The sequence below is a fragment of the Priestia sp. VA7 genome (assembly GCF_055710015.1).
Genome location: NZ_JBVQPN010000002.1, coordinates 547,594 through 572,157, shown reverse-complemented (window position 1 = coordinate 572,157; position 24,564 = coordinate 547,594). Strand labels below are relative to the sequence as shown.

23 protein-coding genes are annotated in these 24,564 nt (G+C 39.8%); 8 read left to right on the top strand and 15 right to left on the bottom strand.

All coding sequences use genetic code 11. From position 1 onward, the window contains the following. Window positions 1-62: 62 nt before the first annotated feature. From AC0C45_RS09400 to nagE, 3 genes are all read right to left on the bottom strand, one after another. Window positions 63-437 carry a VOC family protein gene (locus AC0C45_RS09400; protein WP_171777561.1) on the bottom strand — a complete coding sequence of 125 codons (375 nt, stop codon included), beginning with the start codon at window positions 435-437 and terminating at the stop codon, window positions 63-65. 129 nt (window positions 438-566) lie between these two features. Further along, window positions 567-1,286, bottom strand: a complete 720-nt coding sequence (locus AC0C45_RS09395; protein ID WP_047931247.1) for a DUF554 domain-containing protein — start codon at window positions 1,284-1,286, stop codon at window positions 567-569. 191 nt (window positions 1,287-1,477) lie between these two features. Then, the gene (nagE, locus tag AC0C45_RS09390; protein ID WP_472928107.1) at window positions 1,478-3,355 is read right to left on the bottom strand and encodes an N-acetylglucosamine-specific PTS transporter subunit IIBC; all 1,878 of its coding nucleotides are present in this window, start codon (window positions 3,353-3,355) and stop codon (window positions 1,478-1,480) included. 328 nt (window positions 3,356-3,683) lie between these two features. Between nagE and nagA the strand changes: the two genes are divergently transcribed. The 4 genes from nagA to AC0C45_RS09370 are packed head-to-tail and all read left to right on the top strand — an operon-like array spanning window position 3,684 to window position 7,132. Further along, complete coding sequence (nagA, locus tag AC0C45_RS09385) at window positions 3,684-4,868, top strand: N-acetylglucosamine-6-phosphate deacetylase (RefSeq protein ID WP_472928106.1); 1,185 nt, start codon at window positions 3,684-3,686, stop codon at window positions 4,866-4,868. Window positions 4,869-4,870: 2 nt separating this feature from the next. Further along, a complete protein-coding gene (nagB, locus tag AC0C45_RS09380; protein WP_280168943.1) occupies window positions 4,871-5,608 on the top strand; it encodes a glucosamine-6-phosphate deaminase in 738 nt (245 codons plus the stop codon). A gap of 57 nt (window positions 5,609-5,665) precedes the next feature. Beyond that, window positions 5,666-6,391 (top strand): GntR family transcriptional regulator, encoded by a 726-nt coding sequence (locus tag AC0C45_RS09375; RefSeq protein ID WP_095379818.1) that lies wholly within the window; start codon window positions 5,666-5,668, stop codon window positions 6,389-6,391. A gap of 15 nt (window positions 6,392-6,406) precedes the next feature. Next, window positions 6,407-7,132 carry an SIS domain-containing protein gene (locus AC0C45_RS09370; protein ID WP_237893664.1) on the top strand — a complete coding sequence of 242 codons (726 nt, stop codon included), beginning with the start codon at window positions 6,407-6,409 and terminating at the stop codon, window positions 7,130-7,132. Window positions 7,133-7,880: 748 nt separating this feature from the next. Here the strand turns inward: AC0C45_RS09370 and AC0C45_RS09365 are convergent. The 3 genes from AC0C45_RS09365 to AC0C45_RS09355 form a co-directional block, all read right to left on the bottom strand. Then, entirely contained in the window at window positions 7,881-8,339 is a 459-nt protein-coding gene (locus tag AC0C45_RS09365; protein ID WP_028414227.1) for a GNAT family N-acetyltransferase, read from the bottom strand. Between the two features lies 1 nt (window position 8,340). Then, the gene (locus AC0C45_RS09360; protein ID WP_047931205.1) at window positions 8,341-8,619 is read right to left on the bottom strand and encodes a YesK-like family protein; all 279 of its coding nucleotides are present in this window, start codon (window positions 8,617-8,619) and stop codon (window positions 8,341-8,343) included. 140 nt (window positions 8,620-8,759) lie between these two features. Further along, window positions 8,760-9,269 (bottom strand): SUKH-4 family immunity protein, encoded by a 510-nt coding sequence (locus tag AC0C45_RS09355; protein ID WP_228459546.1) that lies wholly within the window; start codon window positions 9,267-9,269, stop codon window positions 8,760-8,762. A gap of 453 nt (window positions 9,270-9,722) precedes the next feature. Between AC0C45_RS09355 and AC0C45_RS09350 the strand changes: the two genes are divergently transcribed. Further along, the gene (locus AC0C45_RS09350; protein ID WP_472928105.1) at window positions 9,723-12,914 is read left to right on the top strand and encodes a S8 family peptidase; all 3,192 of its coding nucleotides are present in this window, start codon (window positions 9,723-9,725) and stop codon (window positions 12,912-12,914) included. Between the two features lie 38 nt (window positions 12,915-12,952). On the opposite strand, the gene corA is transcribed toward AC0C45_RS09350, so the two are convergent. Beyond that, complete coding sequence (gene corA, locus AC0C45_RS09345; RefSeq protein ID WP_013055874.1) at window positions 12,953-13,924, bottom strand: magnesium/cobalt transporter CorA; 972 nt, start codon at window positions 13,922-13,924, stop codon at window positions 12,953-12,955. Window positions 13,925-14,537: 613 nt separating this feature from the next. Between corA and AC0C45_RS09340 the strand changes: the two genes are divergently transcribed. Together AC0C45_RS09340 and AC0C45_RS09335 are read left to right on the top strand one after the other, a co-directional pair. Further along, on the top strand, window positions 14,538-14,909 hold the full coding sequence (locus AC0C45_RS09340; RefSeq protein WP_472928104.1) for a PilZ domain-containing protein: 372 nt from the start codon (window positions 14,538-14,540) through the stop codon (window positions 14,907-14,909). A 76-nt stretch (window positions 14,910-14,985) separates the two neighbouring features. Continuing rightward, window positions 14,986-15,816: an LCP family glycopolymer transferase gene (locus AC0C45_RS09335; protein ID WP_257063063.1), complete on the top strand. Its 831-nt coding sequence runs from the start codon at window positions 14,986-14,988 to the stop codon at window positions 15,814-15,816. On the opposite strand, the gene AC0C45_RS09330 is transcribed toward AC0C45_RS09335, so the two are convergent. The 7 genes from AC0C45_RS09330 to AC0C45_RS09300 form a co-directional block, all read right to left on the bottom strand. Continuing rightward, window positions 15,767-16,039: a hypothetical protein gene (locus AC0C45_RS09330; protein ID WP_257063062.1), complete on the bottom strand. Its 273-nt coding sequence runs from the start codon at window positions 16,037-16,039 to the stop codon at window positions 15,767-15,769. The two genes, AC0C45_RS09335 and AC0C45_RS09330, sit on opposite strands and share 50 nt — an antisense overlap. Window positions 16,040-16,170: 131 nt before the next feature. Beyond that, the gene (locus AC0C45_RS09325; RefSeq protein WP_257063061.1) at window positions 16,171-16,815 is read right to left on the bottom strand and encodes a cupin domain-containing protein; all 645 of its coding nucleotides are present in this window, start codon (window positions 16,813-16,815) and stop codon (window positions 16,171-16,173) included. A gap of 110 nt (window positions 16,816-16,925) precedes the next feature. After that, entirely contained in the window at window positions 16,926-18,248 is a 1,323-nt protein-coding gene (locus AC0C45_RS09320; protein ID WP_237894124.1) for an MATE family efflux transporter, read from the bottom strand. A gap of 62 nt (window positions 18,249-18,310) precedes the next feature. Next, on the bottom strand, window positions 18,311-19,444 hold the full coding sequence (locus tag AC0C45_RS09315; RefSeq protein WP_171777571.1) for a DUF2087 domain-containing protein: 1,134 nt from the start codon (window positions 19,442-19,444) through the stop codon (window positions 18,311-18,313). A gap of 226 nt (window positions 19,445-19,670) precedes the next feature. After that, on the bottom strand, window positions 19,671-20,129 hold the full coding sequence (locus AC0C45_RS09310; protein ID WP_472928103.1) for a VOC family protein: 459 nt from the start codon (window positions 20,127-20,129) through the stop codon (window positions 19,671-19,673). 286 nt (window positions 20,130-20,415) lie between these two features. Further along, window positions 20,416-21,279: a GRP family sugar transporter gene (locus AC0C45_RS09305; protein WP_013082140.1), complete on the bottom strand. Its 864-nt coding sequence runs from the start codon at window positions 21,277-21,279 to the stop codon at window positions 20,416-20,418. Window positions 21,280-21,739: 460 nt separating this feature from the next. Next, window positions 21,740-22,717 carry a carbohydrate kinase family protein gene (locus AC0C45_RS09300; RefSeq protein WP_171777572.1) on the bottom strand — a complete coding sequence of 326 codons (978 nt, stop codon included), beginning with the start codon at window positions 22,715-22,717 and terminating at the stop codon, window positions 21,740-21,742. Window positions 22,718-23,172: 455 nt separating this feature from the next. Here AC0C45_RS09300 and AC0C45_RS09295 point away from each other — a divergent pair, with 455 nt between their 5' ends. After that, window positions 23,173-23,499: a cyclic-phosphate processing receiver domain-containing protein gene (locus AC0C45_RS09295; protein ID WP_014461165.1), complete on the top strand. Its 327-nt coding sequence runs from the start codon at window positions 23,173-23,175 to the stop codon at window positions 23,497-23,499. Window positions 23,500-23,715: 216 nt separating this feature from the next. On the opposite strand, the gene AC0C45_RS09290 is transcribed toward AC0C45_RS09295, so the two are convergent. Next, a complete protein-coding gene (locus tag AC0C45_RS09290; protein ID WP_472928102.1) occupies window positions 23,716-24,552 on the bottom strand; it encodes a formate/nitrite transporter family protein in 837 nt (278 codons plus the stop codon). Window positions 24,553-24,564 lie beyond the last annotated feature (12 nt).

The following is a 24,564-nucleotide window of genomic DNA, read 5'->3' as shown; positions in this document are numbered from 1 at the left end:
ACTTCATCTCATTAGGGTTTTCTTATTAGTATACTATACCTTAAACTTTTGGTGCTAACGACTTAACCTGTACAAATCATGACCACATGTCCATCCGGATCTTTTATGGTAAAAAACGAAAAATCTTCAAAAGAAGTAATCGGAGAATCAATCGTATAGTGCAGCCCTTTAACAAATTCATACGCTTCTTTAATATCTTCAGTATGAAAATTAAAAATTGGATGGAGACTAACCGCTATTTGTTTTTCTTTTCCTTCAGGACCTGCGTCTAGCGTTAATCCTGTTTCTCCATCAATGTTAAGATTATAAACTGGGTTCTTAACTTCGCTCATCTTGTATTCTTGATTCAATAACTCGCTATACCATTTTACCGAAGTTTTTAAATGAGCTACGTGAATAAATACCGTATTCATTTTATTGAAAACAGGACTCGGCATTTTTAATCCTCCTTTTTGTTTTTGGCTCATTCTATACCATTATCCACGTATCGCTTTATACCTGCTATTCCCTTAACTTTTGCTCATATATACAAAAAAGCTTGCGAATACTATTCACAAGCTTTTTCTTCATAAGAAATATGTATGCTGTACAACTACAATCACAACCGCAATCAAAATCGAAGGCAGTAAATTGGCAACTTTAATTTTAATAATTTCTAATAAATTAATCCCAATCGCTAAAATTAATACGCCGCCTACCCCTGTTACTTCAGCAATGATACTATTCATTAAATCTTGTGGCACGACCGCATTAATTTGCGTAGCAAATAGCGCAATGATACCTTCGTACAAAAATACGGGCACCGCTGAGAAAATGACGCCTATTCCAAGCGTAGTCGCTAATAATAATGAGATAAACCCATCCATCACCGCTTTTGTAAACAATACGCTGTGATCGCCTCGTATTCCGCTGTCTAATGCTCCTACGATTGCCATTGCTCCAATAACAAAGATCAACGTTCCTGTCACAAAGCCCTGTGACATACTGAATGTTTGCTTGTCATTTTGCTGCGATTGAAATTTTCGTTCAATCATATTGCCTAAAAGGTTTAGCTTTTCATCTAAATCAATGAACTCACCAATAACCGCTCCAATGGCTAAGCTCAAAATTACAATTAAAAACTGATGACTTTTAAAGCCCATTTGTAAACCGAGGGTGATAACGGATAAACCCATCACTTGCATCACCGTCACGCTTACTTTTTCAGGAATGCGGTGAGCAAGCTTGCCCATTAATGTTCCTACAACAATTGCTAATCCATTGACTAATGCTCCTATAATAAACATGCCGTCACCTTTACTATGAATAATGCCGCTTCTTTTTTCATTTGTTCTACTCCCTCTCTGCTCCACACTAGCTGTATCAAACACCCTAAATTTTAACACAAAATTCTTTCAATTATGAAGAAAAAAAAGATCCGAACGATGAATCGTTTGGATCTTTTTTTAACTAGAACAGGTTTGTTCCAACCTCTTTATTAAAATGTAATAACATCTTTTGTACCTTGCTTTTGGTAGCCTGTTTTTAACAGCTTCACTTCTTTATCCGCTGGCAAGTTGGTAAATACAACTGGTGTCACAATCGACGGTGCATGCTTTTTAACATAGTCTAAATTCACTTGTAAAAGCGGCGTCCCTTGTTGAACGCTGTCACCTTCTCGAACAAGCGCTTCGAATCCTTCGCCTTTTAAATTCACGGTATCTAATCCAACGTGAATGAGGATTTCAATTCCTTCTGCTGTTTTTAAGCCAATCGCATGTTTTGTTGGGAACACGGTCATGACTTCACCGTTAATCGGTGATACGAGCGTTCCTTCAATTGGTTCAATCGCAAAGCCGTCGCCCATCATTTTTTGTGAAAACACTTGATCTTCCACTTCACTAAGCGGCTTTACAACGCCTTCAAACGGTAAAACAAACTCTGTGTGTGCGTCTGCTTGAACAGCCTGTTGTTCAACAGGTGCAGCGGTTGACGCCGTGCCGTATTTAACTAATTGATTCATTGCGTCTGCAACAAACTCTACTTCTGTTCCGACAATGACTTGAACATTTGTTTTGCTGAGCTTCATGATTCCTCTCGCTCCGTGGCGCTTTAAGGCAGCTTCATTAATATTGCCGGCATCAGCTACTTGTAAGCGAAGACGAGTCGCACAGTTATCAATCACGGTTAAGTTTTCTTTTCCGCCTAGATCTTCAATAAAATACGATGCCATATCCACATATTTATCGCCTGTTGCTACAACCGTTTCGTTTGATGTGTCTACTTCTTCATCATCTTCACGTCCCGGTGTTTTTAAATTTAACGCTTTAATCAGCGTGTAGAAAATGATAAAGTAAATCACTGCATATACAATTCCAATTCCCGCTAACAGCAGCGGTTTTTGTGAAATTCCGTAGTTTAAGAAGAAATCAATGGCCCCTGCTGAAAATCCAAATCCAGCGTGAATGCCAAGAGCAACGGCTAAAGCCATCGATATTCCTGTTAAAACGGCATGAATAACGTATAATAGCGGTGCTACGAACATAAATAAAAATTCAATTGGTTCCGTAATTCCTGTTAAAAAAGAAGTAACCGCAAGTCCAATTAACATACCGCTGACTTGTTTGCGCTTTTCTTTTTTAGCTGCTGCAACCATCGCAAGCGCAGCTGCCGGTAAACCAAACATCATAACCGGGAAGAATCCAGACATGAAGGTTCCTGCCGTTGGATCTCCTTTAAAGAAGCGATTCAAGTCTCCCGTTACGCCGTGATAGTCTCCGAATACAAACCACACTAAGCTGTTTAACACGTGATGCAGCCCAATTGGAATTAATAGACGGTTTAAAAAGCCGTATATACCTGCCCCAAGCGCTCCTGCTCCTGTAATCCACGTTCCTAAGCTGTTAATTTGATCTTGAATCGGCGGCCAAATAACCCCGAAGATTCCTGCAAGCGCAAGCATAACGACTGACGTAATAATCGGCACAAACCGCTTTCCTGCAAAGAAGCCAAGCCACTCGGGCAGCTTAATCGCTGAGAAACGATTGTATAGTAAACCGGCCGTTACCCCTGAGACAATCCCGCCGAGTACACCCATGTTAATATCTTTATCAATAGCTACAGTTCCTTTTGTTAATACAAAATAACCAACGACTCCGGCAAGTGCTGCTGCGCCGCTTCCATCTTTTGAAAGCCCTACAGCAATTCCGAGTGCAAACAGTAGTGCTAAATTCGCAAAAATCGCATCTCCGGCTTGAGCCATAAATGGAATATCTAATAAGTCCTTTTGACCCAAACGAAGAAGCAATGCCGCAGCAGGTAATACTGCGATTGGCAGCATAAGCGATTTACCAATACGTTGTAAAAAATTCAGCATGTTTCTATCCCCTTTGTATAACGTATTTAACCCGATGTTACGAGCAAGGATTTTCGTAACAATATTTATCGGATGACAAGTTACCGCATTCATCCCCGGCCTATGATTACATCATCAGCTGAAATAACGGCGGTTTTACTGCATGGACTCATACTAGCACATAAAATATATAGTTGTCTATACCAATTTCCTTTTTAAAAACCTCTCTATATCAATGTTAAAAGCCCTTACAAAACTTTCTATTTCACAAAAAAGAAACAACTGGTCTAGACAACTATTCCAAAAAGCGTTACACTTAAATCAATACAACGAGCAAAGGAGTGTATGTATGGATACACATTCATCCATCATTATTTATAATGTAACCGTTTATAGTGAAAATCAGACATTAAAAAACGGGTATATTAAACTAACGAACAAGAAAATTACTGAAATCGGAGAGATCCATCAATACGTACGTCAGCCGAATGATCATGTGATTGAGCTTTCTCCTTCCTATAAAGTGATTCCTGGTGCCATTGATGTGCATATTCATGGCGTTAACAATGCCGATGCGATGGACGGTACAGCAGAAGCATTAGAAACAATGGCACGCACGCTCCCAAAAGAAGGGACAACAAGCTTTTTAGCAACCACTATGACGCAGTCGAATAAAGCGGTTGAAAAAGCGCTTCGCAATGCGGGGGCTTATATAGAAGAACAAACAGATGCAGATGCTGAAGTAGTTGGTATTCACTTAGAAGGTCCGTTTATTTCACCAAAACGTGCGGGTGCACAGCCGCCTACTCACATTCAAGATCCGAATGTAACACTGTTTCAAGAGTGGCAAAAAGCAGCCGGAGGACATATAAAACTTGTTACGTTAGCTCCCGAGCAGCCAAACGGCTTAGCGCTTACTTCTTATTTAAAAGAAACAAACGTCGTCGCTTCTATTGGCCATTCTGACGGCACATATGATCAAGTTGGTGAAGCCATCGAAGCGGGAGCTTCTCATATTACGCATTTATATAACGGCATGCGCGGTCTTCACCATAGAGAGCCGGGCGTATTAGGCGCCGCTTATTTGAGAAATGAATTATTTGTAGAGCTGATTACAGACGGCATTCACTGCCGACCTGAAATGGTCAAGCTTGCGTACGATCAAATTACAAGTGAACGCATGATTCTTATCACGGATTCTCTTCGTGCCAAATGGCTAAAAAACGGTACGTATGATTTAGGCGGACAGCCTGTTCACGTAAATGACACAACGGCTACCCTTGCAGACGGAACGTTAGCGGGAAGCATCTTAAAGATGAACGATGCGATTAAAAACACGATGAGCTTTACGAACTGCTCATTAGAAGACATCGTAAAAATGACCGCTGAAAACCCAGCAAAACAGCTTAACCTGTTTGATACAAAAGGAAGCCTTAAAATTGGAAAAGATGCGGATATCGTGGTGTTAAATGAAAACTTAGATGTTGAAATGACATTTTGCCGAGGCACATTGAGCTTTAAAAAGGAGGACTAACAATGAATATCATCCAAGTGAAAAATTACAGTGAAATGAGTGCAAAAGCAGCTGATATGCTGATTAGCAAACTTCATGAAAAGCCAAATATGAATCTGGGACTTGCAACGGGAGGCACGCCGAAAGGATTATATGATCGTTTAATTCAAGATCATAAAGAGCACGGGACGTCTTACAAACACGTTACTTCCTTTAACTTAGATGAATATGTCGGTATGAAGCCGCAAGATCCAAACAGCTATCACTACTATATGGCAGATGCGTTATTTAATCATATTGATATTGACATAAGCAACACGCACGTTCCTAACGGCCTAGCTGATACGCCTGAAGAAGAATGCCGCCGCTACGATGAAATGATTCAAAATCACGGAGGGATTGACCTTCAGATTCTTGGAATCGGCCAAAACGGACATATTGGCTTTAACGAACCTGGTACGTCATTCAACTCTCCTACTCATATTGTGACGTTAGAAGAGTCAACGCGAAAAGCCAATGCGCGCTACTTTAATTCTCTTGACGAAGTGCCTACTCAGGCTATTACGATGGGAATTGAATCGATTATGAAAAGTAAAGAAATTTTACTGCTTATCTCCGGGCAAGCCAAAGCAGAAGCGATGTATCAGCTGCTTAACGGAGAAATCACAGAAGACTTCCCTGCTTCTATTTTAAAGAAGCATCACTGTGTTACAATTATTGCGGACCAAGAAGCTTTAGCTAAAGTATCGACTACGGTTTAATTTATAGCCTCCTCGTCTTTTTTAGATGAGGAGGTTTACATAAAGGAGAGAACTTAAGTGATTGATAAAAGCTCACCTCTTCCGATTTATTATCAAATTGAAGAACAGTTGAAAAGACAAATTGAAAACGGAGAGTTAAAACCAAATGATTCGCTTCCTTCTGAACGAGAGTTTGCAGAACGATTTGAAATCAGCAGAATGACCGTTCGCCAAGCGATTAACAATTTAGTAAACGACGGTTATTTATACCGTCAAAAAGGCCGCGGCACCTTTGTATCTGAAAAAAAACTGGAGCAGCAGCTCGTTGGATTAACGAGTTTTACAGAAGATATGAAAGCGCGTGGAATGGTACCAAGCAGTAAGCTGCTGAGCTTTGAAATTATTGCAGCTTCAGAGAAAATTGCCGAGCAGCTGCAAATCTCTCTTCATGCGCCCGTTTATGAAATCAAGCGTATTCGTTTAGCTGACGACGTGCCAATGGCGCTTGAAAGCGTGTATGTATCCGCTAACTTAGTCAAAGGATTAACAGAATCCATTGTTAACGACTCTCTTTACCGCTATATTGAAGAAGAGCTCGGGCTGAAAATTGGCGAAGCCAACCAAACGTTAGAATCCATTTTAGCTTCTGAAACCGAAGTGAAGCATCTTGGAATCAGCTCATATTCACCCGTTCTATTGATTCAACGAAATACGTATTTGCAAGACGGCACGCCGCTTGAAGTGGTGAAGTCTTCGTACCGAGCAGACCGCTATAAGTTTACGATTAACATGACACGATCTTAACTAAGGAGTTTTTTTATGTCTAGTTTATATCTACAGGAACTAACAAAACTGCTTGCTAAAGTGGAGGCGCATGAACAGCAGGCAATGGAATCCGCAGCCGAGAAAATCTCACAGCAATTAGCTTCTCACCACCTCATTCATTTATTTGGATGCGGTCATTCTCATATTTTAACGGAAGAAGTGTTTTACCGTTCCGGAGGGCTTGCGCCGATTCATCCTATTTTTGTAGAAGAACTGATGCTTCATAAAGGAGCTTCGCGCTCTTCACAGCTAGAGCGTAAAAACGACTATGCTTCCACCTTTATGGAAAAAGAAGATATCGTACCAGGCGATATTATGATTGTCATTTCTACGTCAGGCGTAAATCCTGTTCCGATTGATGTGGCCTTAATTGCAAAAGAAAAAGGCGCCTTTGTGATCGGGCTTACCTCTCCTTCTTATGCCACGAGCCGGGCTTCGCGGCATAAAAGCGGAAAATACCTTCATGATGTCGTGGATCTTGTTATTAATAATCACATTCCAAAAGGAGACGTTCTTCTTCATCAGCAAGACATTTCTTTCGCTTCGGGTTCTACTGTAATCGGAGGCGCTATCCTAAACGATGTTTTATCTAAGGCAATCCAAAAATTGCTCAGCCGCGGCATCACGCCTCCTCTCTTTTTAAGCGGAAATATGGAAGGTTCAGATGAACATAACCAGCGGTTGATTGATACTTACAAAGGAAGAATTACTGCCCTATAACAGCCCGTGCGGCTGTTTTTTTGCACAAAAAAAAGATGCTTGAAAGCATCTCATCAAAGTCGGACTGTACGATTTGGACTAGATCTCCTCTTTATCAGTAGAAGTCTTGTTCACAGTACCATAACCTACTTATCCGACATAATTACTATGTTTAACACAAGTATACTCTTTTATACCTTAGGTGTCAAATAAGTTATAAGAAATTTCGTAGTGCATTCATTTGAAGATTTTTTTGCGGTAATGTTCCAGCTGCCTTTTAGCTTCTTTCATAATTGTTGTATGTATGATTTCATCCGTGATGGTAAAATAATTTACTATACTTAATTTATAGATTTTACATATAAATTTCTGCCAAAATTTTGTATACGATTTCCTGCCGCATCTCACAAAAAAGAAGCTGCATCAAAACTGATGCAGCTTCTTCCCTTCATATCATGCTAATTATTTCATGTTCATTTGCCCTTGTGAGGCCCTTTCGCTACGTATATCGGTTCATAACGAGAGTACCAATTGTGAGATCAGAATATCTGCTTTTCATGTGAGGTAATACGTTTGCTGAAGTTGCTGTTAAGTATTCCAAAACTAAACCAGTCCCTTCATGAAGCTAAGTATTTACCTTTCACAGTAGCCTTAGAAAAATTTCTATCGGCTCTGTACTAGTTGTATACCACGTTTCAATGGAACTAAACGAAAAAATTTACTTTAATCAAAAAATTCTTATCACAGAGCTACACCCATTAACAGCGAATTACAAATGGAGCTTTAATCCTTCATGAGAAGCTGTGAATCCAAGCTTTTGATAAAAACGCAATGCCTCTGACCGTTCCTTGTCGGTTGTTAATTGTACTAACTGGCAATTACGTTCTTTCGCTCGTTCAATCGCCCAAGTAATCAGCTGATATCCAACCCCTTTTCCGCGCTGTGACGAAGCGGTTCGAACTCCTTCAATCGTTGCTCTCCACCCGCCTTGTCGTGCAATGTGGGGCGTAAAGGTTATTTGTTGAACACCTATTACTTCACTATCTTTACATGCGACAATCAGTTCATTGTTTGGATCCGCATCAATTGCCTGAAATGCTTGAACATAACAGTCTGGAAGCGGTAATTCGTAGCGCTCTCGTTTGCTTCCGAGCATATCATCAGCGAGCATTTCAACAATTTGATCTAAATCTTCCCGGACTGCTTCTCTAAAGGTTATTTCTCCCATTTCACACAGCACCTTTCCCGTGTCTATTTATGATGTTAAAAAGAACGCTGACGAACAAGCTCAGAACCGACGCTACAAACAAAGCAGCCGCTAAAGCACCAAGCCCCATTCCTTCAAAGCCACCAACTCCAAATATGCTATATAGAAATAGAAATATACTTATTAGCATGCTGCTAAGTGAAATCCCGTACTGCACAGGCGAGTTCCTTCTATAGAAGAAGTGCGACGCACCAAACAGCAGCACAAAGAAGGCACCCATTAATCCAAATAAAGAAATCATTTACACCCTCCTCCCTCTTCAAAAAAGGAATTTATATCCATTATATACTATCATTTTTATTTATTCTATCTATATTACTAGCCCTGCAGCCACAACTAAATAGACATGACCAAAATGGCCATGTCTATTTTTCTACTATATTAAAAAGAAAGTTCTTTGAACCAAAAAGAATAAGGGGCTAAACAAGCTTCATCAATTTCATTCATACGTTTTTTGCATCGCTGAAGCACCTCAGCAGGAATGTGTCGCTCTAAGTATGCAGATTCTCCGTTCGCTTGAATCGTTTCTTCTACTAGTTCTTCAAACACATCTAAGCATGCTAAAAACTGTGGAAAAGTTGTATTAATAAAGCGCTCGCAGTCATCGTTGGACGTATCGAGCAGTACAACAGAACCGTTTTGGTGGTGAAGACAAATTGGATCTCCAGCGCCTGTTGTTCCTAAAAACCAATAGTGTTGATAGCGAGATGATAACTCAAATGTTTCGCATAGCGTTGTTAGCTTTCCTTTGGATGAAACGAACTCTAGAAATGGTGAAGCTTCTTTGGGCAATCCTTTTTCTGTTAGCAACTTCTTTATCTCTTCATCAATATCAAGGGGTGCAAGCTGTTCGGCATCAAACTTCATTCGTTTTTCCTGTCGTTGCATCACATTTGACAACTTCTTTCACTCCTTTTCACCATTTGCTCTTTCTTTGCTTTTGTTTATTATAAAAGAAATCCAGCTCGTATTATATGCTACAAATGAACTTAATTAGACTGAAAATTTTTCCAATCTTTATTTATATAGCCCGATTTCCTCTTTATAAACACAGGTAAAAAGAAACCGATCAGATTTTCTCCAACAGATTCTGCTTTTAAAAATAATTCTCATTCCCTTCTTCCCTTTTCAGCGTACTCTTGCCTCTTATAAATAGGCTCAATCTTTATTATTCCAATTTTTTCTACTTTTTGCAACTAGGACTTATCTCACCATTTATTCTATGAGATTAATAACTTGACAAAATAACAAAATAAGCAACAGTAATTATTTACAAATTTTTAAACTTTATGGTTTAATAGGTATGTAATTCCTGTTTTTTACTATATTTTTTGGAGGTTTAACATGAAAAAAGGGTCAATTTATCGTTTTATTGCTTTTGCTTTAATGTTCACCTTGTGTTTTAGCCAATTAGGCTTACTGAAAACACAAGCGGCAGGCAATCCTCCTGCTAATGAAAAAACATTAAGCATTGGTAAAGCAGCAAAAGGAACATTTACAGAACCAGAACAAACACATTGGTACAAAATTAATCCTTCTAAGCAAGATGTAGCAAAGTTTTCACACTACCGAATTAAGCTTCAAAGTGATGATGAAGTAAATATCACGGTTTATTCTAGTCTTGAAAATGCCAAAAACAACGTGGCATTTGACCGTTATATGGGATACTCCTACAAAGATGAACCTGCTCAGCTAGATTTTCCAATCGCTTGGACTGGCCCTTATTATGTAAAGGTTGAGTATTACGGAGATGGAGATCTTATTGTTGAAGATGATACCGAAGAAGGTGGACAAACCCCTTCGGAACCTGAGCCGGAATTAAAAACAGAAGTTCCTTACACAATCAGCTATGAAGGCGCTTCACTTCCCCCTTCTCAAATGGTGGCAGAAGAATGCCCAGCTGAATTGAGTACAAGCCAAAAAGAAAACGGAAAAGGTATTTTAAAAGATTTGCGTACGATTCGTGACGCTGTGCTTTCAAAAACAGCAAGCGGAAAAGACCTTTCTTCTCTTTATTACAAAGCCGCTCCGTTTATCAGCTCTAAAATGATTATTGATAAATCGATGCGCGAACAAGTATACAAAGATTTAGTTCAGCTAAAAGGTCTATTTACAGATGTAGCGAAAAACGGCGCATCAAGCACGTACATGATTACAAGTGCTGATCAAAAAGCAATCAATGATTTATACAGCATCGCTTATAAATCCGTTCCGGCTGCTTTAAAGAAAGATTTAGAAAAAGTTGCAGCACAGACAAAATTAAAAGACGTAACGGACTTAAACGTATCGTCTGTATTAGTAAGAGCTAAGTTAGTCAGCGCAAACAGCGTTTCAACAAAAGCTGAAACTCGCTATATTGTTAAATTAAAAGATGGTGCAAATGCTAAATCATTTAAAACAAAAGCACAGTCAAAATCAGCAGGCATTGAATCTATTAATCCATTAAAACAATCAGCTGCTTCTTTTGATAATATGTTTGTTATTCAATTAGATGACAGCAATGGAAAAAGCTTCAGCACGTCATCTGCTCAAGGTAAAATGACGGCAAAACAAATTCAGGCACTTCCTGAAACTGAATTTATCGAGCCGGTTCAAGAGTACCACGCTCTTTCAATGGATTCACAATACCCGTATCAATGGTCATTAAACAATACGGGTAAAAATGACGGTACTCAGCATGCCGATATTCAATACGAATCACTTGAAAAATTACTAAATGGTCAAAAGTTAAAAGATACGGTTATTGCCGTTGCCGATACGGGTGTCGATTCATCACTAGCTGATTTAAAAGGCGTGGTGGATACAAAAACAGGCTATAACTACGTGGATCGTTCGTCAAATGCAACTGATGACAATGGACACGGAACTCACGTAGCAGGTATTATCGCAGCCTCTGCAAACAATAACTATTCAATGGCCGGCATTAATTCTCATGCGAAAATTTTACCGGTTAAAATTCTAGACGCATCTGGTAGCGGAGATACAGAACAAATTGCGTACGGTATTAAATACGCGGTTGATCACGGTGCAAAAGTCATTAACTTAAGCCTTGGCGGATCTTACAGCCGCGTGCTTGAATATTCGTTAAAATATGCATACGACCATAACGTAACGGTTGTAGCTGCAAGTGGAAACGACGGTATGGAAGAGCTTTCTTACCCTGCTTCATCTGCCTATGCGATTTCAGTAGGCGCATCAAACCGTTTAGATATCGTATCTGACTACTCAAACTATGGAAAAGGATTAGATATTACAGCTCCTGGCTCTGATATTCCAAGTCTTGTTCCAGACGGAAACGTCACTTATTTAAGCGGAACATCCATGGCAACACCTCACGTGGCAGCCGTTGCGGGATTATTGCTATCCCAAAACCCAGGCTTAAAGCCAAAAGACGTTGAAAAACGCCTAACCGATACAGCTAAAGATATTAAATTTGATGAAAAAGATGCTCCTGTATACGATGATGAAGAAAGTCCAGCAGAACCCCCTGCTCCAGGCTACGATTACGTATCAGGATGGGGACGTTTAAATGCGTACAGCGCTGTAAGTGCACAGCAGCTGCAAGCGCAGGTAAATCCATTTGTCAGCACGCAAAAAATTATTACAGGTAAAGCTCAAAGCGGTTCAACTGTTAAAGTAATGAACGGTTCAAAAACACTTGGCACAGTTAAAGCTGATGCAAAAAATACGTTCTCTGTGAACATTCCAGCTCAAAAAGCTGATACCGTTTTACAAGTAGTTGTCACAAACGGAAAAGCAAGTACGAGCATTCGTGCAGTTGTTCAAAAAGCACCTGCCAAACCAGCGGTAAAAGCGGTGACGAATAAAGATGAGTATGTAACAGGAACGTCTAAAGCAAATTTTACGGTAAATATTAAAAACAGCGTTAAGAAAGTGATTGCTTCAGCAAAAGCTGATGCAAAAGGCGCGTTCAAAGTAAAAATTCCAAAACAAAAAGAAAAAACAGTCTTGTACATCACGGCTACAAACAGCCAACAACAAGAAAGTGAAGAAGTAAAAGTAATGGTGCGTGACGTTATTGCTCCAAATGCACCTAAAGTAAATCCAGTCAGCGATGCGGATACAGCTATTAAAGGAACAGCAGAAGCAAATGCATCTGTTGTAGCGAAAGTGAACAACAAAGAAATCGGCAAAGCAAAAGCCAATGCAAAAGGTCAGTACAGCATTACGATAAAAAAACAAAAAGCAGGTACAGCAATCAGCGCAACAGCAGCAGACGCAGCCAACAACACAAGTAAAGCTGCGACTGTAAAAGTGAGCGATAAAACTCCTCCTGCTGCACCAAGCGTAAATGCTGTCACAACAAAAAGCACGGCTGTAACAGGTAAAGCAGAAGCAAATGCTACCGTAACGGTAACAGTAAACAAAAAAGGCATCGGCTCTGCTGCTGCAAACAGCAAAGGGCAATACTCAGTAAAAATTAAAAAGCAAAAAGAAAAAACAGTCTTAAGCGTAACCGCAAAAGACAAAGCGAACAATACGAGTAAAGCAACAACAAAAACAGTGACAAAATAAAGAAAAAGGCGCTTGGCTTATGGCCAAGTGCCTTTTTGTTATAACAGCTGTTTGTTTTTAAAGTATTTCCACATTCCCCACGTTAACACAATTAACATAACGATAATAACAGCAGTAGCCCAGTGGGAATTCTGATATGGAATCGGTACGTTCATTCCAAAAAATCCGGTTACGAACGTTAGCGGAAGCATAATCGTTGAAATCAGCGTTAAGACATTCAGCTTTTCAGATGAAGTTGCATTGGTAATAGAATAATACGTATCAAGCGCACTGTTTACGAGGTCTCTAAACGTTTCAGCAGAATCTACAATACGCTCTAAGTGGTCAAGCAAATCAATGTAGAAAGGAACATTTTCTTCTCGTATATCGAATTTCCACTTTCCATTAACCGTTAAGAAAATTCGGCGCTGAGGCAGAATAACGCGACGGATTAAGATAATCGTTCTTTTTAACGCCAAGAACTCTTCCGTCACTCCGCGCACTTCTTTGTTGTAGATTTCATCTTCTAATTCATCAATACGCATGTCGATTCGGTCTAAAATCGGGAAGTATTCGTCCGTGATGCCATCAATCAAAGCATATAATAAAAAGTCGGCGCCGCGGTTCATAAACTTTGGATAACGTGAGCACACAGCATCCATTTTGCGAAGCCAGCCCATTTTATGTTTATGAATTGTTACTACGTAATTTGATCCGACAAAGGCATTTAACTCAAGCGTCGTAATCTCGTCATCACTTTCTTCGTTATAGCGAAGCGCGTGAAAAACGAAAAATTTATAGTCTTCGTAATCATCCATTTTAGCGCGAGGACTGTCGTGTAAGCAGTCTTCAATCGCCAATGGGTGAAAATCGAATAATTTAGCAATTTGAGCAAGCTCTTGTCCGTGGACATCATACAAATCAATCCACAGCAAATTATCAGGATTGCGCAATTTCTCATGCACGTCTCCTAAATCAAGATTCGTTACCATTTCTTTTGTTTCATCATCATATAAGTATGTTTTAATCATTGATTTTTCACCTCACATCATTGAGGCATTAAGGAGTATTTTCCTTCGTTGAAATGAGAGGAACACATACACCTTTGTTGCCCCTATCTTGTTTTGCAGTAACCTTCATCGAAATGGGGTCATCAGTGCCCATTCATCTCACCTCCTAATTAGTTGAAGGAACGCTGACTTGTAATACAGCTACTTCACAAAGTTTAATTTTAACATACAATCCAACTCTAGCGTAGCGCTTTTTTCAAAACCTTGCCCTCTCTATTTAAAGTTTCAAACAAAACTTCCGATATTATAAAAGCAGTTATTATACCCTTATTTTACGAACGTTTTACTAATATACCCGCTATTTAATAATCCAATAGTACTCACAATCAGCAATCGATAACTAAGACCTCTCGAACCCTCCCACAAAGGTCCACCTAAGCGGAGGCCACCAACCCCACAAGGGGGGTGACCTCCGCTTAGGTCTAGAATATCTACCAGGGCCGGTCTGTGGTCATGGTAGATATTCTACATCGATAAACATTATATGGGTGATGGAGAAAAACGTGTAGGAATTTTTAGACTTTCATCGAATACTTACTTAACAAACTTAGATTACGAAAAGGACTGATGATACATGCATTTTAAACGTGAAGAACCGTTTCGCTTTTTATTTGAGACTCCCATTGTTGGAACGTTTTCCATTGCTAAATACGACAACAAAGAAATCGATTCTAAGCCCGGTCCTTTGTCTGTTATCGACCTTTCACCAAAAGGAATCAAAATAATTACGCCGCTTGATTTACCTATTTTCAGCCATCAAATCCAGCTAAAAATCAGCTTTTATTTAAATGAAAAACCCATTCATATTACCGGACTTTGCGTGTGGAAAGAAAAACGGCACACCGAATACCTTTATGGCATTGAAGCATTTAACGATGCGGAAGAACAAGCGATTTTAATTACAGAGCTCAAAACCTACGCCAAGAAAAAGCGAGATAAGCAATAAAAATAGCGCTCATTTGTTTTACTCCCCTTTTAAGATGGCAATACTACGAACGACTTCGATAGAAAAAGGTGAGACGATGAGCAGCAAAGCAAAAAAAGAGTGGATTGGCGGTCTCGTACTATTTTTACTCGTCAGTTTTGTCAGCATCACATTTGCAGGCTATCATACGGTGAAAGCTGCCGTTGATCAAACATATGTACCGCTTGAGCATGGGGACAAAACACACGTCAATTTAAAAAAAGGGCAACCGTTTTCCCTGCTTTTAATTCAAGAGAACCATCAAAATACGTCATTTGTATATATGACTGTTAATAAACAGCATGAATCAATAAAAATGACCCACTTGCCAGGGTCAACTCAGCTCGGCAATGAAACACTGCGAACCATTTATCATCGAGGAAATATGAATGCTGTCGTAAAGAACGTCGAAACGTATGCAAAGCTTCCTGTTGATTATTATGTCAAAATGGATCAGCAGTCAGTCGTCGATGCTGTAAATAAATTAGGCGGCATTATCGTCACAAACAAACGTGCTTTTGAACACAGCAACATTGTTTTTCCAAAAGGATCGATTCGCCTTAACGGAAAAGAAGCACTTGTTTTTTTAAAGGAGCGTAATGAGCAAGACATCTTTACTGCACATGAAAGACAGCTGTCCGTCGCAAAAGCCATTTTCAGCCAAGCAGCTACGATTCCCAATGTTGCAAAGCTTCATTCTCTTGTATTTACGCTCGCTGATCACATTGAAACCAACGCAACGTTTAATGATATCAAACGGATTCAAAAAACCTACAAACCGGCCATTTCTCACGTAGACAAGCAGCAGTTTCCGCAAAACGAATGGAATCAAAAACAAGTCACAACGCGGCTGTATAAGCACTTAGAACGTAAGGAGCTGTTTTTATAAAAAACGCTTCACGAAAAAGAGACTGGGACATAACAAAATGAAACCAATCTAAAGACGACCAAAGGAGATGCATAAGCTGAACTGCTTGTGACACCGCAGTTGATTTCCGTGCAAGACTTCGCTTTCCGCGGGCGGCCGCTGAGCCTCCTCGTCGCTTGCGCTTCTGCGGGGTCTCATCTGTTCCGCTTTTCCCGCAGGAGTCTTCGCCTTGCCCTCCAATCAACTGCTAGAAGGAATGAAACAGATGAAATCTACGTTCACCATAACAAAAAAACGAACCGTGAATTAAACATTTTGATTCATGGTTCGTTTTTCACTTCGCCTAAAAGACTTTTGTCCCAGACTCTTTTTTTGCTACTTATCTTCAGCAGGCACCACTTTTTCATTTATTTTAACCACAATTCTTTCATCCCGTTCATCTTTAAGATAGCTCTTTTGATAAAAAGAATGATTATTAGGCGGTCCAATCACAACCGTATCCGTAATCGGAGCAACCGCTTCTGCTACTTCGCTTGCACTTATTCCATACGCTTTTTGAAACACAATGGGAGGCGTTAAGCGCAGCACGTCGGATCCTTCTGTAGACTCAAATTGATCATTGTTAAAAAAGAGATGAAGATGCGCTTCTTCCGATAAGGGCTCAATCCAATGCCACCAGCCCATCGGTATAAAAACAACTTCGCCTTCTTTTATTCGGTAATTATGCATGCTGCTTGTATCAGGGTCCAAGACAGACACCTGCACTTCACCTGAAACGACGACATCCAATTCCCACGCATTTGGATGCCAGTGCGGTTCTCTCATATGCCCTTTCGTCATATATAAATCAACAAACGCTCCTCCGAGCATGGCAGGCAGCTGAGTTGATGTTAGCTGATACGCTATATTTTGATCATTTCGCTTGAACAGGACGTTTTGCTTATAGTTTACTGACAGATTAGGCGTTCCTGAGCTTTTTTTAATATTTGAATTATCCGGCACAAATCCAGATTTACTCATAGTGTCATACCCTCTTTTCATTAAAAAGTTATATGCACTATCCTATTAAAACTTTTAGCTAAGGGTGTTTTAATTAGAAAAAATAAAAAACGAGCGTTTCCACTCGTTTCTCATCCGACAAGACGTTCAATTTTCTTTTTCTTCCATACAAATTGATAATAGCTGTACTGCAGGATTAAGCTGACCACAAACGCCGCTGGATATCCAATCCAAATCCCTTTAATCGCAAGAGAGGTAAACTGCGATAACACGTAGGCTACCGGTACCTCTACACACCAAATAGCCATAATACTAAATACCGTAGGCCAAAGCACCGTACCGCTCGCTCGCATCGTAGCGGTAATAATTTGCGCATGACCGAAAATCAAATAGCTCCAAAGTGTGATCACTAACAGCTCTTCGGCAATACGGAGCGTATGCTGACTTGTTAAAAACAGAGCTAAAATTTGATTGGAAAAGAGATAAATAAGTAAAATCAATACGCTGCCAATAACGTAATTCAGCATAATTCCAGAGCGGATAACTTCTTTTAAACGCTCAAATTTATTGGCACCAATCGACTGCGCCGCAAAAATAGAAACCGCAATTCCTAAGCTGATTGCCGGCATTTGTACATAGCTTGCCACTTGGTTCACCGCTCCGTACGCTGCTGTAGCGTCTGAGCCAAATCCGTTTACAAACGTAATAACCGCAATTTCAGAAAGAGAAACTAAAATCATATTGATACTCGCTGGAATCCCTAAACGCATAAGCAGCTTTAAAAGCGTTCCGTCCATTTTTAATGAAATAGATGAGTCAAACTTTAACGGATGATTTTTCTTGCGTAAATAGATAATCATAATAATGAACGTTAATACGGTTGAAAACACCGTTGCATACGCAGCGCCGTACACTCCAAGCTTTGGCACTCCGATCCATCCAAAAATTAAAATCGGAAGAAAAATGATGTTTAAGACCGTACTCACAACTAAAAAGTAAAAAGGCGTTTTAGAGTCTCCGGTTCCGCGCATAAACGTCGTATAAACAAAGTATAAAAACAAAACAGGAATCGCCACAAACAAAATGCGCGCGTAGTGAACCGTTACGTCAATAATATTAGCCGGCGTTCCCATAATCCGAAGAATATCCGGAGCAAATATGCTTCCCAAAACAGCAAGCACAATTCCGACTAGAAATGTAAACGTGAGCGTGGTACCGATAATTTCTTTGACTCGTTTTTCGTTTTGTGCCCCGTACGCTTGCCCGATTAAAATGGAACTTCCTGAACCAATTCCAATCGAAAACGACACGAGCAGAAAAAACAGAGGAAAAAAAGCGGAAATAGCGGCTAACGCATCAACTCCAAGCGCTCTTCCGACAATAATACTTCCCGCCAGCTGCCCAACTGACTGCATGGCGTTACTTAACATGAGCGGAATCAAAAACACAAGCATCAGCTTACTGACGGATTTTTCTGATTCCACTACTTCACTTTTAACATCTTGATTCTTCACACCTATTTCTCCTTTGTATCAGCTTTCGGTGAATGATAGCCTTTTTCACCGTAAGGCTGCAGCTTCTCTAACCATTTCGCTTCCAGTTTCAGCAAATCCTTTTTTGAAAGTGCTTTTTCTTCTTCTCTTTTAATCGTTTCCAGCATCTCAATTGAAAAAGCATCCGCCCCGTACGTATTCCACTCGTTTTGAAGCTCTTTATTTTGATGAGTGTTCGTCTTTAACGTGAACTTTACGCCGTTTAACGTTTTGATGTTAGGCGTAGAGCCAATGTAAATCTTATCGTTGTGAAGGTTTTTAATTTGATACACGCCGCCTTCTGTTTTTACTTCTTTCGCTAGCTGCTTCATTTGTTTTTTATAGTCTTTTGAGTCCATACTCATCTCTGTCTCTCCTTTTCTCCAGTAGCTGCTTCCGTCTGCGCTGCGCTCTAAGAAACCGTATTCAATTAAATAGCGTCGCAGCACGGCGTAGTCATCATAAAAAGGTGTTAACCTATCGTTCACTTCTTTTTCGGTATACGTGCTGCCAAAATCAAAATGTCCGCTTAATTCTTCAAGAACAACAAGACGGTGCTTTTCTTGCAAGTGAAAGGTGCGAAGAGGTCCATTTAAACCTTGCGGAAAGTTCTTCGCTAAAATTTTTTCACGCTCTTCATCACTGACGCTGTAGCGCTGACTTCTTCTAGGCGCTGCAGTGGATGCTCGTAGCTTCTTCTCTTCTTCCCCGTCGTTCAACAGTTCCATCAGCGTTAAAAACACTTTTGCCTGACGCTCTTTTTTCTTTAACGTAAAGCGGTGATTTCGAATGGTCGATGAACTGCCAATTCCCATTTCTTTTTGAATATCGCTGTCACTTTTTCCTTCCTTAAAAAACTTCACTAAATTTTTTTGATGATCAGAAAGACCCGTTACCTCTTTATCTAGCCCTATTAAATGATGGAATACAGACCCGTGCTGCTGTTCCACATGAAGCTTCATATAGCGTTTTGCTTCATAAAAAACACCTTCCACCGGATAAATAATGCCTTTTTCAATGCTTTCACCGCACAGTAAGCAGTGGTAGTGATCTTCGCTTTCCCCGTATCCTTTTTTCATCTCTTCAAAAGATGATTCCCAAAACAAATCGTTTACCATTTAAATAGACACCTTTCTATTTTGTTTATTAATTTATAAACAAATATATTATATGTTTATAAATATGTCAATTCTACGTTTGTGATACATAAAAAGATGGAGACATAACGAAATGACTCCAATCAACTGCTAGAAGGAACAAAACAGATCAAACCTACGTTAACCATAACAAAAAAAACGCACCACTAATCAAACACGTTGATCAATGGTGCGTTTTTCACTTGAGCTAAAATAATTTCGTCCCGGTTTCTTTATTCCATTCACTTAAATAAGGAAAATCCTTAGATATAACGGGCTTATCATTCAAAAGCGTAATCAACTCCAAGCGGTTGCCGTCAGGGTCATTAAAATAAACGCAAGCCGCTGGCATCCACGTATGAACAATCGGCTCTGTTTGGGGCTTTCCAAACGACGTCTCTTCCGGTTCAATGCCTTTTGAACGCAGCCATGTTAACGCTTCATGAATATATGCTGCTTCAATTCCAAAAGCAAAATGACTACTTTTCAACTCTTTTTCATCGGTTTCCCAAAGTCCAAGCATCTGCTTTTGTTCCCCAACAAAGAAAAAAGCACAGCGCCTCTCTTCAATTTTATGAACAAACGTCAGCCCAAGACGTCTATAAAACTCAATCGAATCCTCCAAATTCCGAACCTGCACATGCGTCTCATAAATACTCTTAATCATAGCCTTCCCTCCATCCTTTCCTACTACTATAAGCCATTTCACACCAAACAGCTTCCTAACAAAGAATGAAAATCAATCAGCCTTAAGAACGAGAACCCCCAACAGGAACATGCAGCCTTGAAATTCCGAAGAGCACTATAGGTTTGGTTTTGACTACGGTTTTGACCTTAACTACGGTTTTGAGGCCACCCCGCCAGGGGTGGCCTCAAAACCATAGGTCTAGAAAAAACCTCATGGCTGTACTTTAGCCATGAGGTTTTTTCTACATCGATAAATTAAGGATAAATTAAACGTGAGCTTTTGCGAGGCCGATACAGATACCGCCTGAAATAATCAGTACACTCGCAAGAGATACATAGAATAATTGACGCTTTGTTTTCTTTTCTCCCAAGAAGACAATACCGCCAAAGATTGAAATAACAATACCCATTTGCGATAATGAAAAGCTTGTTGCTACGCCTAGTCTTGATTGAGATAAGAATAAGAACATGTTTCCAGATGCCCAAATTAGACCTGGTAAGATATTACGAATCGTATATTTGTTAAATGGCTTATGTTTGTATGTAATGATTAAACCGCCAATTAACATACCGATTGCTTGCGGGAATAGTGCTGCCCATGCGTCTACGTTGAAGATACGTGCGATAACTACGTAAACTAAGAATCCAAGACTTGAAATGATAAGAGTGATAACTCCTTTTTTCGTTTGTCCTGGAGCCCCTTGTGCCCCTTCTTTTTTACCGTCTAATGAAGAAAGCACGACGCCTGCTAGTATTAAAAGAATCGCAATAGATCCAAGCACAATCGTTTGAAGCGTTGACCATTCTTTAAATACAATAACACCAAAAAGAGCTGTTGATACTAATTGCATACCTGTTGAAATCGGCATTGACTTTGAAACACCAAGGTATGGAACACTTTTAAACTGATTGCTTTGACCTACTGACCAGAACAAACCTGAAACAATCCCGACAATAACGAGCGTTGGTGTTAACACCGGCTGCACAATCATAAACTGAACAAATGAAAGAATCAAAGCTCCAATAATTGTTCCAAGCGTTTGACTGTAAGGTCCACCGCCCATCTTCATACTAACTAAAATCATGCTTCCCCACGCAACGGAAGGAAGAACACCTAGCAAAATATCCATCTTTCTCTTAACCTACTTTCCTATTTCTAATCTATGTACATCGTATGTAACGACCTGCTGCTTTTCTCTCATCAAGGGCAAAGAGCCAAGCACTCATACTCCCTCGAATATTCCCCCAAAGGTCTACCTATGCGGATGCTGCCTCCCCCGCAAGGGGGGCAGCAACCCCTTAGGTCTAGAACATTCAATAGGCTCGCTCTTTAGTCCTATTAAATGTTCTACATCGATAAATATATAACGTTTTCATAAATGGTGGTAAAACTGCTATTTCTTGCTGCTCGTACTATACTAACACGAACATTTATTATTTAGCTAGAAATTTTTTTGATTATTTTTTAAAAACAGAAAAAAATTTTTTCTTCTTGCTCTGCAGCTCGCTTCTCCCTCTTATGTGATTTGCAATCAGCAGAAACGGACGCCTCTGCTGATTGCAAATAAGAAGGGATAAAGCCTTTTCATTTTAGTTAGCTACAGGCTTACAAAATTGCTCTACTACTTCTTTGGCTGGAATTGAGCTGATCGCACCTTTTCCAGTTGTCGTTAAGGCACCGCTTGCATTTGCAAAGCGCAAAATAGCGTCGTGGTCAGAGTCAAGAATAGCCGTTAAGTTTTCTTGTGACACATCGCGGCTTAATAGCTGATAAAGGAATCCGCCAATAAATGCATCTCCTGCACCTGTTGTATCAACAACTGCTACTTTGTAACCGTTTGATTCATAGACTGCTTGTTTTGTATAAAGCGTTGCACCTTCTGCACCTTTTGTGAACACCACTACTTGAACGTCACCTGTAAATAGAGACTGAATCGCTTGCTGTTCATCTTCAATTCCTGTGATAAACGATAGCTCGTCGTCTGAAATTTTGACAATGTGCGCTTGTGGGATAAATTCTAAAATTGTTTGACGGCATAGCTCATGGTCTTTCCAAAGCGGAAGACGTACATTTGGATCAAAGCTGATAACGCCGCCTTTTTCTTTCATGCTTTTAATCGCTTTCATATGAGCGTATTTCATAGGACTTTCAACTAAATCAACCGAACAGAAGTGAAGAACATCGTTGCTTGCAAACCAATCTGGGTTAATTTCGTCTTCAGTTAGCAATAAATCTGCTGAAGGATTACGATAGAAGCTGAAATCTCTTTCTCCGTCTTCGCGCAGAGAAACGAAGGCTAAAGCTGTATTTGCTTCTTCCGTACGATAGACCATATCAGTACCTACTCCTACTTCACGAAGCGTATCTACTAGAAAGTCTCCAAACGCATCTTCCCCAACTTTTGTAATAAGCGCTGACTCATTACCGTATGTAGAAACAACTGCTGCAACGTTTGCCGGCGCTCCGCCTGGCACACGCGTAAACGATTCCACTTCTTTCAATTGAAGACCTTTTTGAGCTGGAATCATATCAATTAATACTTCACCGATACTAAATAACTTACCCATTCTATTCACCTTACTTTTCTTTTTTGTCATATTGTCATACTATGTTCCAAAAAATCCTTAAATCAAATTATACGTCCCAAACATCTTTTTCGTAAAGAGAAATTTCCAATTTTTTTTAAAAAAATCGTAAATTATCGTTTTTTTCTCACAATCTTTTATGGGTTAGCCCCCTTCCATCCCTTGTCAAATCTGGGATTTAAATGACGTTCTTAAATAAAGATCACAGAATAAAAAAAGTTAATTTCCAGTTTAAACTGTTTATCTATTCATTTTTCGTTCGACATCTCTTTCCTTATTTCCTGTTTATTCGCCATGAATATGCAAATAATGATAAAAATTCGTGTTTTTACCCCTATTTAAGAAGGAATGCAGGAAAATGTGTCGAATAGACTTAGGTAGGTATATGACATTATGTATGTTACACTAAATACAAGGCAAGGAAGGGAGAATCAGTCATGAAAATCAATGTTTTTCTAGACGACTATCGCAAGTGCCCTGACGGTCATGTTTTAGCCGAAACGATTGACGAATGTATTGATCTGTTAAGGTCATTCGATGTTGAACATTTGTCACTCGATCACGATTTACTCAGCAAGACACGGAATGGATTAATGCTCGTGCATTTTATGGTAAAGCATCATTTATATGCCGATCGAATTACGATTCACTCCGCTAATCATTTAGGCAGCAAAGCAATGTACAACTGCTTTAAGGAAGCTCAAAAAGAGCATAAAATGCCAAACAACATTAAAATTCTAAGATGCCCTCTGCCTCTTCGATGATATCTGCACCCTCACACATTCATTTCAACAGAATCTGTCCGATTCAATTCTCACAGACTCCCTGTTTCTATAAAATGAAGAACGATACTGCTTGTTCGATACGTATAGATGTGAATACGCTTTAAGCAGTTTATATTATATAGAAGAAAACCGCTCTAAAATACCGTGATGATAGCTTTAAAAAGCAGGCTATATGGTATAAAGAGCGGTTTTTTGCTATTTAGACAGTTTAGCAGAATCCAAGTCAGCTGAGAGAGCAGCCGGCTGTTTTTTAACTTCTTTTAGCTGCCTAGCGTTCACGAACCAGTAAATGCTTCCTACAAACAATCCTCCCCCTACGATGTTTCCGAGCGTAACAGGAATTAAATTATGAAATAGTCCAGCAGCCAAAATCGCATCAGGATGCGGAAGCAATAAAGCTAGGCCAAGAAACGTCATATTTGCCACGCTGTGCTCGTATCCTGATGCAACAAATGCAAACAGCATCCAAAAAATGAGCATGATCTTTGCCGCATCGCTTTTAGTGCGCGCAGCCGTCCAAATCGCAAGACAAACAAGCCAGTTGCAAAGAATGCCGCGAAAAAATAATTCACTGACCGGCAAATTCATTTTTTTAGCTGCCAGCGTCATAAGTAAATGGTTCGGTTCAATTCCTTTAAACAAACCAGTTCCGGTAATTAACAAACAAAGCCCAAACGCTCCTATCGCATTTCCGATAAAACACCACGTCCAGTTTTTGACCGTATCTTTCCATGTGGTGACTCCCGATAGCGTACTGACTGTATAAACCATATGATTTCCCGTAAACAATTCAGCTCCTGCAAATACGACAAGCAGGAGAGCAACAGCAAAAGATAATCCCATCACAAGAGAAACGACCGGTAAAGAAGCAGAAGCTAAAGGCGCTCCTACCGATAGAGCTAATATAACGCCAAGTCCTACGTAAGCACCCGCTAGCACAGCTAACAGCAAATAACTCGGCAAATGATCATTCACAAGCTTCGTTTTTTCACGGGCTAACTCATTCATTGACTGCAGTGAATTCTTAAGCAAAAGCGTTTCCTC

Bases quoted from the DNA above. Each gene is read 5' to 3' on its own strand.
- AC0C45_RS09400 (WP_171777561.1), bottom strand. From the start codon at position 437: ATGCCGAGTCCTGTTTTCAATAAAATGAATACGGTATTTATTCACGTA.
- AC0C45_RS09395 (WP_047931247.1), bottom strand. From the start codon at position 1,286: ATGTTTATTATAGGAGCATTAGTCAATGGATTAGCAATTGTTGTAGGA.
- nagE (WP_472928107.1), bottom strand. From the start codon at position 3,355: ATGCTGAATTTTTTACAACGTATTGGTAAATCGCTTATGCTGCCAATC.
- nagA (WP_472928106.1), top strand. From the start codon at position 3,684: ATGGATACACATTCATCCATCATTATTTATAATGTAACCGTTTATAGT.
- nagB (WP_280168943.1), top strand. From the start codon at position 4,871: ATGAATATCATCCAAGTGAAAAATTACAGTGAAATGAGTGCAAAAGCA.
- AC0C45_RS09370 (WP_237893664.1), top strand. From the start codon at position 6,407: ATGTCTAGTTTATATCTACAGGAACTAACAAAACTGCTTGCTAAAGTG.
- AC0C45_RS09365 (WP_028414227.1), bottom strand. From the start codon at position 8,339: ATGGGAGAAATAACCTTTAGAGAAGCAGTCCGGGAAGATTTAGATCAA.
- AC0C45_RS09360 (WP_047931205.1), bottom strand. From the start codon at position 8,619: ATGATTTCTTTATTTGGATTAATGGGTGCCTTCTTTGTGCTGCTGTTT.
- AC0C45_RS09350 (WP_472928105.1), top strand. From the start codon at position 9,723: ATGAAAAAAGGGTCAATTTATCGTTTTATTGCTTTTGCTTTAATGTTC.
- corA (WP_013055874.1), bottom strand. From the start codon at position 13,924: ATGATTAAAACATACTTATATGATGATGAAACAAAAGAAATGGTAACG.
- AC0C45_RS09340 (WP_472928104.1), top strand. From the start codon at position 14,538: ATGCATTTTAAACGTGAAGAACCGTTTCGCTTTTTATTTGAGACTCCC.
- AC0C45_RS09335 (WP_257063063.1), top strand. From the start codon at position 14,986: ATGAGCAGCAAAGCAAAAAAAGAGTGGATTGGCGGTCTCGTACTATTT.
- AC0C45_RS09325 (WP_257063061.1), bottom strand. From the start codon at position 16,815: ATGAGTAAATCTGGATTTGTGCCGGATAATTCAAATATTAAAAAAAGC.
- AC0C45_RS09320 (WP_237894124.1), bottom strand. From the start codon at position 18,248: ATGCTTGTGTTTTTGATTCCGCTCATGTTAAGTAACGCCATGCAGTCA.
- AC0C45_RS09315 (WP_171777571.1), bottom strand. From the start codon at position 19,444: ATGGTAAACGATTTGTTTTGGGAATCATCTTTTGAAGAGATGAAAAAA.
- AC0C45_RS09310 (WP_472928103.1), bottom strand. From the start codon at position 20,129: ATGATTAAGAGTATTTATGAGACGCATGTGCAGGTTCGGAATTTGGAG.
- AC0C45_RS09305 (WP_013082140.1), bottom strand. From the start codon at position 21,279: ATGGATATTTTGCTAGGTGTTCTTCCTTCCGTTGCGTGGGGAAGCATG.
- AC0C45_RS09300 (WP_171777572.1), bottom strand. From the start codon at position 22,717: ATGGGTAAGTTATTTAGTATCGGTGAAGTATTAATTGATATGATTCCA.
- AC0C45_RS09295 (WP_014461165.1), top strand. From the start codon at position 23,173: ATGAAAATCAATGTTTTTCTAGACGACTATCGCAAGTGCCCTGACGGT.